The organism is Caballeronia sp. LZ034LL (assembly GCF_031451215.1).
Classification (GTDB): Bacteria; Pseudomonadota; Gammaproteobacteria; order Burkholderiales; family Burkholderiaceae; genus Caballeronia.
Map to the genome: position 1 here is coordinate 1037437 of NZ_JARUXR010000004.1, position 13412 is coordinate 1050848.

Consider the following 13412-nt stretch of genomic DNA (forward strand, 5'->3'; position numbering starts at 1 on the left):
CAGTCAATGCGCCACGCCCGGCGCAATCAATTCGAGCAGATCGTCCATGTCGAAAGGCTTCGCAAGAATCGGCACGCCGAGATGCTTCGCGCGTTCGAGTTCATCGGCGTAACCCGTCATCAGGATCAGCTTCTGCGCCGGCAGCCGCTTCGTGATCTGCTCGGCCAGGTCGATGCCGTTCATGCGGCCCGGCATCTGCACGTCCGTCAGCACGAGGTCGAAGCCGTAGCCCTCGCCCAGCAGCGTGAAAGCGCCGTCGGCGCTGTCCTCGTGATGCACCGCGCAACCGAACACTTCGAGCACGGCCATCACGCCCGCCGCCACATCCTGGTTGTCCTCCACCAGCAGCACCGACGTGCCACGCAGCGGATGCGCTTCGTCGTTGGCGTCGGTGGTCGAGCGGGCCGCGGGCAGCAGCGGTTCGATCTCGGTCTCCGGCGGCATGTAAGCCTTCGACATGACCGGCGCCGGCCCGTGATGGCGCGGCAGATACAGCCGGACCGTCGTCCCCGATCCCGCCACGCTGGTAATGCGCGCGGTGCCCCCGGCCTGTTCGCAGGCCGCCAGCACCTGCACCAGGCCGAGGCCCGTGCCCATGCCGCGGACTTTCGTCGTGAACAGCGGCTCGAAGGCGCGCCGCAGCGTCTGCTCGTTCATGCCTTCGCCGTTGTCGGTGATCGAGATCAGCAGATACTCGCCATCGGGGATATCGGTTTCAGCGCCCCGCACCCGCGCGTTCTGGCAGCGGATCAGCACGCGACCGCCCTGCGGCATCGCCTCGCTGGCATTGACCGCGACGTTCACGAGCGCCAGTTCGAGCTCCACCGGATCAGCCGTCACGCACCACAGATCGGGCGACAGTTCCAGCGTCACCGACACCGACGGATGCACCGAAGTCTTCACGAGGCCGAGCAGATTGCGCAGCCATGCCGCCGGCTCGATCAGTTCCTGCTTGAGCGGCTGCTTGCGCGCGACGCTCATCAGCCGTCGCGCCAGCGATTCAGCGCCGGACGTGGCGCGCTCCACCGCGAGCACTTCCGGCTCGACGCCATTAAAGCGCTTGCGCCGCGCCAGCTCCATGTTCGACGCCACCACCATCAGCAGGTTATTGAAGTCGTGCGCGACATTGGCGACGAGGTTGCCGAGCGCCCCCATGCGCCGCAGCTGGCGGCTCGACGCCTCGATGGACAGCCGCGTGGCCACCTCCGCGCGCCAGCGTTCCCACGCGGCCTGTTCGGCGTTCAGGCGGCGGATCGAGAATAGGATCAACAGCCACACGGCGATGCACGGCCCCAACGCAGCCGCCGCCGCGAGCGCGAGGCCGTGGATCCAGTTCGTGTAGATCGCGGAGACCGCGTAGCCCACCGCGACATAGAGCGGATAGTCGCCCACGCGCCGGAAGGCCAGCAGCCGCTCGACGTGATCGACGCTCGACTCCACGCGCAGGCGGCCATACAGCTCGTTGTTGCGGAAGGCGTTCGTAAAGGGCGTGTTGGCGGCGGGCTCGGCGTCGTCGGGCTTGGCGGGATAGCGCGCGAGAATGCCGCCGTCGCGCCGGTACAGGCCCACCACGGCCGCCTGATCGCCGCCGACGAGCTCGTGATAGAAGTCGACGAAGTAGCCCCGCTTCACCGCTATCGACACCACGCCGAGGAAGCGCCCATTGCTGGCAATGCGGCCCATGGTCGTGGTAAAGACATCCGAACGCGCCACCTTGCCGCGCAAGGGCAAGGAGAAGTACGTAACGGGCGCGACGGAGCGCGCGGACTGGAAGTCGTCGCGCTCGGCAATCGAGACGGGCGGCGCCGGGAAATAGCGGCTGTTCGCGAGCAGATTGCCATGCTCGCCGAACACGGATATGGCCGCGATCTGCGCGAGCGTGCTGTCCATCTCGTCGAGCGTGTGATGGAGCGAGGCCTCGCGGCCGCGAATGGCGTCGTCGTTACTGTCGCCGAGCAGATCGACGATGCGGGTCTCGAGTTGCTGGTTCAGGTCGATGACCTTCAGCGCATGCTCGTCCGCCACGCGCGTCAGGCGCTCGGTGAAGTCTTCCGCGTCGGAGAAGCGGCGCTGCAGATCGTAGTAGCCATACAGGGCCAGGCATGCCAGCGGAATGACGATCGATGCGGCCAGCACGCGCAGCAGCATCTTTCGCGTCGAAGCGAAATTGCGTGCGGGCAGCGGCAGATCGTATGTCGCGGTCTCGGTGGAGTCCAAGCGTTGCGCCTCCGGGGATGTCGACCGGTATATCGTAACCGGCGCGCGCCCGGGACGGCACAAGAACCTTGAAGACGCCGGGCCGGGAACCCGGTGTTGCGGCGCGTCACGAGCGCCGCCGCCCGCTACGCCTCAGCCCGCCAGATCCCGCTCCGGGGTCGCCGAGATGCGATGGATGGCCAGATCGGCGCCATTGAACTCTTCCTCGCGATCGAGCCGCAGGCCCACGGTCAGCTTGATCGCCCCATAGACGGCCGTGCCGCCGGCCAGCGCGAGCGCCACCGCGCCCACCGTGCCGATCAGCTGCGACACGATCGACACCCCGCCGATGCCGCCTAACACCTTCTGCCCGAAGATGCCCGCCGCGATGCCGCCCCACGCGCCGCACATGCCGTGCAGCGGCCACACGCCGAGCACGTCGTCGATGCGCCAGCGGTTCTGAACGCAGGTGAACATCTGCACGAACAGCACGCCCGCGACCGCGCCCACGATCAGCGCGCCCAGCGGATGCATCAGGTCCGAGCCCGCGCACACCGCGACCAGGCCCGCGAGCGGTCCGTTATAGGTGAAGCCCGGATCGTTGCGGCCCGCGAACCAGGCGGCGAGCGTGCCGCCGACCATCGCCATCAGCGAGTTGACCGCGACGAGGCCGCTGATCTTGTCGACGGTCTGCGCGCTCATCACGTTGAAGCCGAACCAGCCGACCGCCAGCACCCATGCGCCCAGTGCGAGGAAGGGAATCGACGAGGGCGGATGCGCGGCGATGCGCCCGTCCTTGTGATAGCGCCCGTGACGCGGCCCGAGCAGCACGACCGCGGGCAGCGCGACCCAGCCGCCGAACGCGTGCACGACCACCGAACCCGCGAAGTCGTGGAACGGTGCGCCGAAGGCCTGCGTGAGCCACGCCTGGATGCCGAAGCGCTCGTTCCACGCGATGCCTTCGAGCAGCGGATACAGGAAGCCGACGATCACGCAGGTCGCGAAAAGCTGCGGATTGAACTTGGAGCGCTCGGCGATGCCGCCGGAGACGATCGCCGGAATCGCGGCCGCGAAGGTCAGCAGGAAGAAGAAGCGGACGAGCGCATAGCCATTGTGTTCGGCGAGGATATCGGCGCTGTGCATGAACTGCACGCCGTACGCGATGTTGTAGCCGATGAAGAAGTAAGCGAGCGTCGAGACGGCGAAGTCCACCAGGATCTTGACCAGCGCGTTCACCTGGTTTTCGCGGCGGACCGTGCCGAGTTCGAGGAACGCGAAGCCCGCGTGCATCGCAAGCACCATGGCGGCGCCAAGCAGCAGAAAGAGTGTGTTGGTTCCGGACTGAAGTGCCTGCATGGTCGAGCGGTCGAATGACGAAAGGCGCTCAATTTGCAAGTTCCGGGCCAAGTTGGCGCATGTGGCATCGAAACGGTGCGTATGCGTGGCTCATAGGCGAACAAGGTGGTGCGGCGTGCGCCGTGAGCGATCAACAGGCATTGGTCGAACTTGGTGCAATGCTCTTTCATGTCGCATGAGCCGCACCTATTTCGTGCTTAAGTTTTCAGCGTGAAGGTTGATGAAGGGACATTGCAAGCATTGCAACAAGGCGTCCGCCTGCCTTGACCCGCGAGTATCCTGAAACGCGCGGCAACGTTCGGGAGGCATCCGGCATGGACTCCACATTCGACAACCGAAGGCACGCAGGCCGCAACCTCGCGACACGTCTCAGCGATTACGCCCATCGTGACGATGTCATCGTCCTCGCGCTCCCGCGCGGCGGCGTTCCCGTCGCGTTCGAAGTAGCCCGCGCGCTCGGCGCGCCGCTGGATATCCTCGTGGTCCGCAAGCTTGGCGTGCCGGCGCAGCCCGAGCTCGCCATGGGCGCGATCGCTTCGGGAGAGGCGTTCTTCCTGGACCGGAGCATCGTGGATTACGCGGGCGTGTCGCGGAAGCAACTCGAGCGCGTGATCGCCGGGGAACGTGCCGAGCTGCTCCGGCGCGACCGGCTGTATCGGGGAACGCGTCCGCCGCTCGACGTAAGCGGCCGCGTGGCGATTCTCGTCGACGACGGCATGGCAACCGGCGCGACGCTCAAGGCCGCGGCCATGTCGCTGCGGCACGCGCATCCCGCGAGGATCGTCGCGGCGCTGCCGGTCGCGCCGCTCGATTCGGATGCGCGGGTGGAACACGTGGTGGACGAGTTCGTATGCGTGCTTCGGCCGCGTGCCTTCTTCGGCGTAGGCCAGTTCTACGCCGACTTTGACCAGACCAGCGACGACGAAGTCCGCGACCTGCTCGACGCCGCGCGGCGCGACGCCTAACGCGTCCAGGGTGCACCGGAATCCTCGCTGCTGCGGCCGTAACGTGCGCGCGCTTCCTTCAGCACCGAACGCTCGATCACGCCGTCATCCACGAGCGCCTTCAACGCGGCCAGCACGATCGACACGCGGTCCACCTCGAAGAACGCCCGCAGCGCCTGCCGCGTATCGCTGCGTCCGAAGCCGTCGGCGCCGAGCGTCACATAGCGGCGCGGCACGTAGGCGCGAATGAGTTCGGGCAGCGCGCGCACATAGTCCGTCGCCGCGATCACCGGTCCCTGCGTGCCTTGCAGCGCGCGCGTGACGAACGGCTCGGATGCGTCATCGTCGCTCAGGCGCGCGAGACGTTCGCAGGCCGCGCCGTCGCGATGCAGTTCGGTGTAGCTCGTCACGCTCCACACGGCGGCTTCGATGTTCCAGTCTTCCGCGAGCATCGTGCGCGCCGCGAGCGCTTCATTCAGGATCGCGCCCGAACCCAGCAACTGCACCTGCGCCGCGCTCTCGGCAGCGTCGCCAAGCCGATGCATGCCGCGCAGGATGCCGTCGCGCGTGGCCTCGCTCAGCGTGCCGCCCGGCGCCGAAGGCTGTGCGTAGTTCTCGTTGGTCACCGTGACGTAGTAGAACACGTCGTTCTGACGCTCCATCATCTCCTGCATGCCTTCGTCGACGATGGCCGCCACTTCGTACGCGAACGCGGGATCGTAGGCACGGCAGTTCGGGATCGTCGATGCGCTCAGATGGCTCGTGCCGTCCTGATGCTGCAAACCCTCGCCGCCGAGCGTCGTGCGCCCCGCCGTCGCGCCGATCAGGAAGCCGCGCGAACGCTGGTCCGCCGCCGCAAAAATCAGGTCGCCGATGCGCTGGAAGCCGAACATCGAGTAGTAGATGTAGAACGGCAGCATCGGCAGGTCGTGCACGCTGTAGGACGTCGCCGCCGCGATCCACGACGACACCGCGCCCGCCTCCGAAATGCCTTCTTCAAGAATCTGGCCGCGCGTGTCCTCGCGGTAATAGAGCATCGAACCCATGTCTTCCGGCTCGTACAACTGGCCGAGCGGCGAATAGATGCCCACCTGCCTGAAGAGGTTGGCCATGCCGAAGGTGCGGGCCTCGTCGGCGACGACCGGCACCACACGCGACCCGAGCGCCGGGTCTTTCAGCAGGCTGCCGAGCATCCGCACGAAGGCCATCGTCGTGGACATTTCCTTGCCGGCGGCAGTCAGCGCGAATTGTCCCCAACTGGCGAGCGCGGGCGGCGTGACGCCCTGTGTCGCCTTCGCGCGGCGACGCGGCAGGTAGCCGCCCAGCGCCGCGCGCCGCTCGTGCAGATAGCGCATTTCGGGGGCGTCGGCGGCGGGTTTGTAGAACTTCACCTGTTCGACGTCTTCGTCCGACAGCGGCAGGCGGAAACGGTCGCGAAACGCCTTGAGGTCGTCGAGATCGAGCTTCTTCTGCTGATGCGTCGTCATGCGGCCCTGTCCCACCGTGCCCATGCCGAAACCCTTCATGGTCTTGGCGAGGATCACGGTTGGCTGGCCCTTGTGCGCGAGCGCCTTCGCGTAGGCCGCGTGCAGCTTGCGCACGTCATGGCCGCCGCGGCGCAGACGGTCGATGTCCTCGTCCGACAGATGCGCGGCCAGCGCTGCCAGCTCCGGGTTCTGGCCGAAGAAACGTTCGCGGTTGTAACGGCCGTCGTTGGCGGAGAAGGTCTGGAACTGGCCGTCGACGGTATGCGCAAAGGCGCGCAGCAACGCGTTGTTGCGATCGCGAGCGAACAGCCCGTCCCAGTCCGAGCCCCACAGCACCTTGATGACGTTCCAGCCCGCGCCGGTGAACTGCGCCTCGAGTTCATCGACGATCCGGCCGTTGCTGCGCACGGGACCGTCGAGCCGCTGCAGGTTGCAGTTGATGACGAACACCAGGTTGTCCAGCTGCTCGCGCGCCGCGAGCGACAGCGCGCCGATCGATTCCGGCTCGTCCATCTCGCCGTCGCCGAAGAAGCCCCACACCTTGCGGCCTTCGGTGATCTGCAGGTTGCGGTTTTGCAGATAACGCATGAACCTGGCCTGGTAGATCGAGTTGATCGGCCCGATGCCCATGGAACCGGTCGGGAACTGCCAGAAGTCGGGCATCAGCCACGGATGCGGATAGGAGCACAACCCCGGTCCCGCGATCTCGCGCCGATAGTGCTTCAGGTGTTCCTCGTCGAGAAAGCCTTCGAGGAAGGCGCGCGCATAGACCCCCGGCGACGAGTGCGGCTGGAAGTAGACGAGGTCGCCGCCATGATTCGCGCCCGCCGCGCGGAAGAAGTGATTGAAGCCCACTTCGAACAGATCCGCCGCCGATGCATAGCTGGCGATATGACCGCCCAGCTCGCCATAGGCGCGGTTCGCGCGCACGACCATCGCGAGCGCGTTCCAGCGCAGCACGGCGGCGAGCCGCTCTTCGACGTCGAGCTTGCCCGGATACGGCGGCTGCTGCGCGACGGGAATGGTGTTGGTGTAAGGCGTCGCGCGCGCCCGCGCCGATTCCACCCCGACCGACAGCGCGTGTTCCGCGAGCCGGTCGAACAGATACTGCGCGCGCTCCCGGCCTACGTGCTCCACGACGGCGTCGAGCGCCTCCAGCCATTCGGCGGTTTCCGCGGGATCGACGTCCTCGCGGCCCTTCGCGATGGAAAGAAGCTGGGTGGTTCCGCTCGACAAATCGGTCATGGCGACTCCGCGCTGGCTGATGGTGGCTGGTGGTGACTGATGGATCACACCAGCATATCCATGCTTGCGCAAAATGTGCGTCTCATTTGGCTGTTTCTGCGCTTTGGGATAGTGTGTTTATTCTTTCAAACCGCCCGAAACCGGAATTTCCCGACCATGAGCACGACGACCCGGCAACGTCTCGACCGTATCGATATCGGCATCCTCAACCAGTTGCAGCACAACGCGCGCATCACCAATGCCGAGCTGGCGCGGGCGGTGAATCTCTCGGCCACGCCGTGCTTCAACCGCGTGCGCGCGCTGGAGAAGGCGGGGCTGTTCCGCCAGCATGTCACGCTGCTCGATCCGGAAGCACTCGGCCTCTCGATCAACGTGTTCATCCAGGTGAGCCTGGAGAAGCAGGTCAAGGACGCACTGGCGCGCTTCGAGCAGGCGATCAGCGAACGTCCCGAGGTGATGGAGTGCTATCTGATGACCGGCGATGCGGACTATCTGCTGCGCGTGGTGCTGCCGGACATCGCCGCGCTGGAGCGCTTCATCCTGGAGCGTCTGACCACGCTGCCGGGCGTGTCAAACATCCGCTCCAGCTTTGCGCTGAAACAGGTGCGCTACAAGACCGCGCTGCCCTTGCCCGCCTCCGGACTGACACTGCGCGATCCGGATGCCGCCGAAACGGAATGGACCTGATTATTTCGCCAAACAGGTCAATTCTTCCGATTAAATCGACGGCAAGAGTAACTCTTGCCATGACTCGGAGTGTCATCTATAACTCGTGTGCCACGCGGCCCTGCCACCCGCGAATCCGCGTTCCTACAACGAAGCGCCACGCGAGAACAACAAAATGAACCTCGAGACGGTACGTGTTTTCATCATGACGCGCGGCGTCGATCTGGCGATCATGGTCGTCGGCGCCATCGCGCTGTGGATCATCGGACGCTGGCTCATCGGTCTCGTCACCGGCGGCATACGCAAGCTGCTGTCGCGCAACGGCCGCGTCGATCCGACGCTCGCCCATTACCTCGGCTCCATCGTCGGCGTCATTCTCAACCTGCTGCTGGTCCTCGCGATCCTGCAGATCTTCGGCGTACAGACCACCTCGTTCGCGGCGCTGCTCGCGGGCCTGGGTCTCGCCATCGGCACGGCGTGGGGCGGACTGCTCGCGCACTTCGCCGCCGGCATCTTCATGCAGGTGCTGCGGCCCTTCAAGGTCGGCGATTTCGTGACGGCGGGCGGCGTCACCGGCACCGTCACCGAACTCGGCCTGTTCGGCACGACCATCACGACGCCCGACAACGTCGCGGCCATCATCGGCAACAACAAGATCTTCTCCGACACCATCTGGAACTTCAGCCAGCTGCCGCATCGGCGAGTGGAGCTGACGGCGAAGATCGCAAACGGCGTCGATCCGCTCGACGCCATCGCGCGGCTGAAGGAAGCCGTCGCCCGGATTCCGAACGTCGCGACGACGCCGCCGCCGGATGTCGAAGTGCTGTCGTTCACGCCGGAAGGCCCGTTGCTGTGCGTGCGCCCTTACACCAACACGAACGATTACTGGCAGGTCTACTTCGACACCAACCGCGCGATCATCGAGACCTTCAAACAGGCCGGCTATCCGACGCCGGAAACCCCGCTCGCACGGCGCGTCATCGGCTGAACGCGGCGCTTCCGTTGCTCAAGCCGCACGAACGCGCGCACCGTGCGACGGCAAGCCCCCGAGGCGCGCCGCAACGTGATCGATAAAGGCACGCAGCCGCGGCGCTTCATGACGGCTCTGCGGCCACACGATCTGGAACGTCCCCTCCGTGCTCACGTGCGCGCCGAGCACGGTCCGCAGCAGGCCGGCCTCCAGCGCGTTCTTCGCGACGAAATCCGGCACGCAGGCGAGCCCCAGCCCTGCGATGCACGCAGCCAGCACTGCTTCCATGTCGTTGAAGGCGAGGATGGCGTGGGGATCGAGCGCATAGCTGTGATCGTCGCGGGCGAAGCGCCACGGCTCGGGCCGGCCGCTTGCCGGCGAGCGGAAGCGGATGCAGGCGTGGTCCGCGAGTTCCTCGGGCGTCGCCGGCTCGCCGCGTGCCGACAGATAAGCCGGCGCCGCCACGATCACCGGGCCATATTGCGCGAGCGGACGCGCGAGCAATTGCGAATCGGCGAGACGTCCGGTGCGGATGACCGCGTCATAGCCTTCCTGCGTGACGTCCACCAGACGGTCGCTGAAGTCGATCTCCAGTTCGATGTCGGGATAACGCCGCCTGAACTCCGGCACGAGCGGCAACAACAGCCGGCCGCCGAGCGACGGCGCGCTGATGCGCAGGCGTCCGCGCGGCGACGCGGTGGAATGGAACAACTCGTTCTCGGCGTCTTCGAGATCGGCGAGCATGCGCTTGCAGCGCGCGAAGAAGCGGGCGCCTTCGTGCGTGAGGCCGATGCGGCGCGTCGTGCGGTTCAGCAGCTGCACGCCGAGCTTCGCCTCCAGCCGCATCACGCTCTTGCCCACCGCCGACGCCGACAGCCCCAGCGCGCGGCCCGCCGCCACGAAGCTGCCGGTTTCGGCCGCCCGCACGAAGGCCACCATGCCGGACAGGCTTTCGGTGGAAAGAGAACCGTGCGTGACGGATGCGGCCGCTGCGGGAACCTGAGTCATGTGCGTGATCCAGCGAGAAAAAGAGGCGCGACGATTGCGCCCTGTTCTCTGCATGAACGTGCACGCACGGTTTTTATTCCCCGGCGCCGTCATGACCACCGGCGGCGCTTCAGCCGTTCAGTTCCTCATGCAGGGCCACATATTCCTGCGCGAGCTTGTGACGCGGTTCGAGGTAGATCATCGGCCGCGCGTGCTGATGGCTCTCGCGAATCTTCACCGACGAGGACAGATGTGAATTGAGCACCGGCAGGTCCTCGCCGCGCAGTTCGTCGACGAGTTGCTGCGGCAGGCTCGCGCGCGGCTGGAACTGGTTGATGACGATACCTTCCACGCTCAGGTCCGGGTTGTGATCGTGACGGATCTCCTGCACGTTATCGAGCACCGAATAGAGCGCGCGACGCGAGAAGTCGTCGCAATCGAAGGGAATCAGGCAGCGCTCCACCGCGATCAGCGCGGAACGCGTGAAGAAATTGAGCGCAGGCGGCGTGTCGATGTACACGGCATCGTAGTGTTCGAGATTCCTGAGCGCGTCACGCAGCTTGTAGATCTTGTAGCGCGATTCGAGCTTGCCTTGCAGCGCTTCGAGATTCGGGTGCGACGGCACGATGTCGAGATGCTCGAACGGCGTCTGGTGAATGAAGGACTCGAAGGCGGGTTCGCGAAAGCTGTAGCTCAGCGCGGACTCGAAGAAGCTGGCGAGATTCGGCTGGGCCTCGGAGGCTCGTGTGCCGAGCAGATACTGGCTGGCGTTGCCTTGCGGATCGAGATCGATGACGAGCGTGCGCAGGCCGCGCGACGCGCTGATGGCCGCCAGATTGCAGACGATGGTGGACTTGCCCACCCCACCCTTTTGATTGAAGACCACACGGCGCATCGGCTTATTCTTCCTCGGTTTGTGAACGGTCGTTTGTTCATGTTGCTTTCGGTGGCTTTTTACGGGTCGACCGGTGCCCGGTGGCAAATCTTAGCGCATCAAAATGACCGCCCTTCGACGCTGCACGCCGCGCGCGCCTGTGCGACGATGTTTCGCATGCCCGCCTACCCACGCCACCTGGTGCATCCTGACGCCCCTTCATGGCAGGACGTTGTCACGCAGACCGAACGCGCGCTTGCGTGCGGCGCGCTGCGCTCCTTCGACACCACGCAAAGCGTGATCGAAGACGGCGGCGTGCGCTTCCTGGTCCGGCAGGCCGCGAACCTCCGGCGCAAGGAGGAAGCAGCGACGCTCGCGGCCACATCGACCAGCGCATGGCGCGATCCGTTCTCGCCGTGCGAGGCGGCGTTGCGGGTCGGCGATATCGGCGCGCGGCACTTCCTGCTGCTCAACAAGTTCAACGTGCTCGCGCATCATCTGCTCATCGTGACGAACGACTTCGAAGCGCAGGCGTCGCTGATCGACGAAAGCGATTTCGCCGCGCTGTTCGCGTGTCTCGCGCGCTTCGACGCGCTGGGCTTCTACAACGGCGGCACGATCGCCGGTTCGAGCCAGCCGCACAAGCATCTGCAACTGGTGCCGCTGCCGCTCGACGGCCACGTCCTGCCCGTCGAGCCGTGCATCGAAGCCGCGCGCACGGACGCGCTGTTTCAGGCGCCGCAGCTTGCGTTCAGGCACGCGGCCGCCTGGCTCGCCGACGACGATCCCGTCCGCGCCCACACCGTGTATCGGCAATTGCTGAAGGCGATCGGCGTCGGGCGGGTCGAGATGGCGGGCGTCGCGCGGCAGAGTGCGCCGTACAACCTGCTGGTCACGCGCCGCTGGATGCTGGCCGTGCCGCGCAGCGTGCCGGACGTGCAAGGCGTGGCGGTGAACGCGCTCGGCTTCGCGGGCTCGCTGTTCGTACGCGACGACGCCCAGCGCCGCATCGTCGAAACACTCGGCCCGATGCAATTACTTGCGAACGCAACTATCTCTTGAAATCGGTCGGCGTGACCCGCATGTCCGCATCCAGACATCTGGAGTCATGCCAACATGGGAAGCCGGCCACAATTCATCGATGACCTCGGGCGCGCGCCGCATGCCGCCGCGTCGTCCGCGTCATCCACACACGCCGCGCCGCTCGACGACACCGCCCTGCTCGACGCCTATTCGCGCACGGTGATCGGCGCACTCGAACGCGTGCAGCAAGCTGTTGTGTTCATCTCGGTCGAGCGCGAGCTTGCGGACCCGCGCGGCGCGCGCCGTCAGGCGGGCGGCACGGGATCGGGCTTCATCTTCACGCCCGACGGTTATCTGCTGACCAATAGCCACGTCGTGCACGGCGCGACGCACATCGCCGTCACGCTCGCCGACGGCACGCGCTTCGACGCCGATCTCGTCGGCGACGATCCCGCCAGCGATCTCGCAGTGCTGCGCATCGGTTCGCCGGAGCCGCTGCCGCATGTGGAACTGGGCGATTCGGGCAGCTTGCGCGTCGGGCAGATCGCCATTGCCGTGGGCAATCCGCTGGGCCTCGCGCAGACGGTCACCACCGGCGTCGTGTCCGCGCTCGGGCGCTCGTTACGCTCCATGTCGGGCCGCTTGATTCATGACGTGATCCAGACCGACGCCGCGCTCAATCCGGGCAATTCGGGCGGACCGCTGATCAATTCGGCGGGACAGGTGATCGGCGTCAATACGGCGATCATCTCCGGCGCACAGGCCATTTCCTTCGCCACCGCGATCGATTCGGCCAAGTGGGTCATCATGCAGATCTTCACTCACGGGCGCGTGCGGCGCGCGTATATCGGCGTGGCAGGCACGACCACGCCCATCTCCCGGCGCGTGCAGCGATACTTCGGGCTGGCGTCGGCGAGCGGCGTGCATGTGATGGAAATCGTCAAGGGCAGCCCGGCCGCGATCGGCGGATTGCGTACGGGCGATCGCATCGTCGAAGTGGATGGGATCGCCGTGGACAGCGTCGACGGCCTGCAGCGCACGCTGGATGCGTCGCGCATCGACAAGCCCGTGAAGTTGGCCGTGCTGCGCGGCACGCAGAAGGTCGAGATCGATCTGACGCCGGTCGAGCAGACCGTTTGATGGCTCGAGCCGCATAGGCAGCGTACGACGGCGCCCGCCGCCGTACGCATGTTCACTTCATTCTTCCCGGCCGGTCTCACGCGCGGCTTTACCCCCGCCCCCCGTGACCGGTCTTGTCGACATAGCGAAGACGTTCGCGAGACGCTCGCGCAATGCGGCGGCATCGCGCCGCAAGGGCTCGTTGGCGCTGGCGTCGATCAAGGCATCGATACGCCGCCGCCAATACTCCGGCCGCAGCACCGCATGGTGCGCCGGCACGCGGCGCCCGCTCGTCGCGACGCGCGCCAGTTCGGCAATCATCCGCCCGATATGCACGAGTTCCTCGTGCGCGTAGTGATCGGCGCTCACGGCATGTGTCCTCCGCGTTTCCCTCTTGCTGAACGCACGACCCGAAAGATTTATTCCAATCCGAAAGCTTTTATCGCGAATGGGTCAGGCCCGCTCATTGCGCTAACGAACACATCCTGGCGGCTATGTGCGGCAACAGCCGGTAGGCGCGCCGCCGCTACGGTTCAATGCGAAGG

At 66.0% G+C, this 13412-nt stretch carries 11 protein-coding genes; 5 read left to right on the top strand and 6 right to left on the bottom strand.

From position 1 onward, the window contains the following. Positions 1-3 precede the first annotated feature (3 nt). Together QCE83_RS32205 and QCE83_RS32210 are read right to left on the bottom strand one after the other, a co-directional pair. Entirely contained in the window at positions 4-2217 is a 2214-nt protein-coding gene (locus QCE83_RS32205) for an ATP-binding protein (protein ID WP_309820555.1), read from the bottom strand. 132 nt (positions 2218-2349) lie between these two features. Continuing rightward, complete coding sequence (locus QCE83_RS32210; protein WP_309820558.1) at positions 2350-3552, bottom strand: ammonium transporter; 1203 nt, start codon at positions 3550-3552, stop codon at positions 2350-2352. Positions 3553-3866: 314 nt separating this feature from the next. Between QCE83_RS32210 and QCE83_RS32215 the strand changes: the two genes are divergently transcribed. Further along, positions 3867-4517 carry a phosphoribosyltransferase gene (locus QCE83_RS32215; protein WP_309820560.1) on the top strand — a complete coding sequence of 217 codons (651 nt, stop codon included), beginning with the start codon at positions 3867-3869 and terminating at the stop codon, positions 4515-4517. Here QCE83_RS32215 and mdeB read toward each other — a convergent pair. Continuing rightward, complete coding sequence (gene mdeB, locus QCE83_RS32220; RefSeq protein ID WP_309820563.1) at positions 4514-7228, bottom strand: alpha-ketoglutarate dehydrogenase; 2715 nt, start codon at positions 7226-7228, stop codon at positions 4514-4516. The genes QCE83_RS32215 and mdeB overlap by 4 nt on opposite strands. Positions 7229-7384: 156 nt before the next feature. On the opposite strand from mdeB, the gene QCE83_RS32225 reads away from it, so the two are divergent. Further along, on the top strand, positions 7385-7915 hold the full coding sequence (locus tag QCE83_RS32225) for an Lrp/AsnC family transcriptional regulator (protein ID WP_309820566.1): 531 nt from the start codon (positions 7385-7387) through the stop codon (positions 7913-7915). A 154-nt stretch (positions 7916-8069) separates the two neighbouring features. Next, on the top strand, positions 8070-8882 hold the full coding sequence (locus tag QCE83_RS32230) for a mechanosensitive ion channel family protein (RefSeq protein WP_309820568.1): 813 nt from the start codon (positions 8070-8072) through the stop codon (positions 8880-8882). Positions 8883-8900: 18 nt separating this feature from the next. Here the strand turns inward: QCE83_RS32230 and QCE83_RS32235 are convergent, their stop codons facing one another. After that, positions 8901-9803 (bottom strand): LysR substrate-binding domain-containing protein, encoded by a 903-nt coding sequence (locus tag QCE83_RS32235; RefSeq protein ID WP_309821202.1) that lies wholly within the window; start codon positions 9801-9803, stop codon positions 8901-8903. A 178-nt stretch (positions 9804-9981) separates the two neighbouring features. Then, positions 9982-10746 carry a ParA family protein gene (locus QCE83_RS32240; protein WP_309820570.1) on the bottom strand — a complete coding sequence of 255 codons (765 nt, stop codon included), beginning with the start codon at positions 10744-10746 and terminating at the stop codon, positions 9982-9984. A 156-nt stretch (positions 10747-10902) separates the two neighbouring features. Between QCE83_RS32240 and QCE83_RS32245 the strand changes: the two genes are divergently transcribed. Then, positions 10903-11787, top strand: a complete 885-nt coding sequence (locus QCE83_RS32245; protein ID WP_309820572.1) for a phosphorylase — start codon at positions 10903-10905, stop codon at positions 11785-11787. A gap of 54 nt (positions 11788-11841) precedes the next feature. After that, a complete protein-coding gene (locus QCE83_RS32250) occupies positions 11842-12888 on the top strand; it encodes a trypsin-like peptidase domain-containing protein (RefSeq protein WP_309820576.1) in 1047 nt (348 codons plus the stop codon). A 57-nt stretch (positions 12889-12945) separates the two neighbouring features. Here the strand turns inward: QCE83_RS32250 and QCE83_RS32255 are convergent, their stop codons facing one another. Further along, positions 12946-13236: a hypothetical protein gene (locus QCE83_RS32255; RefSeq protein WP_309820578.1), complete on the bottom strand. Its 291-nt coding sequence runs from the start codon at positions 13234-13236 to the stop codon at positions 12946-12948. Positions 13237-13412: the final 176 nt, after the last annotated feature.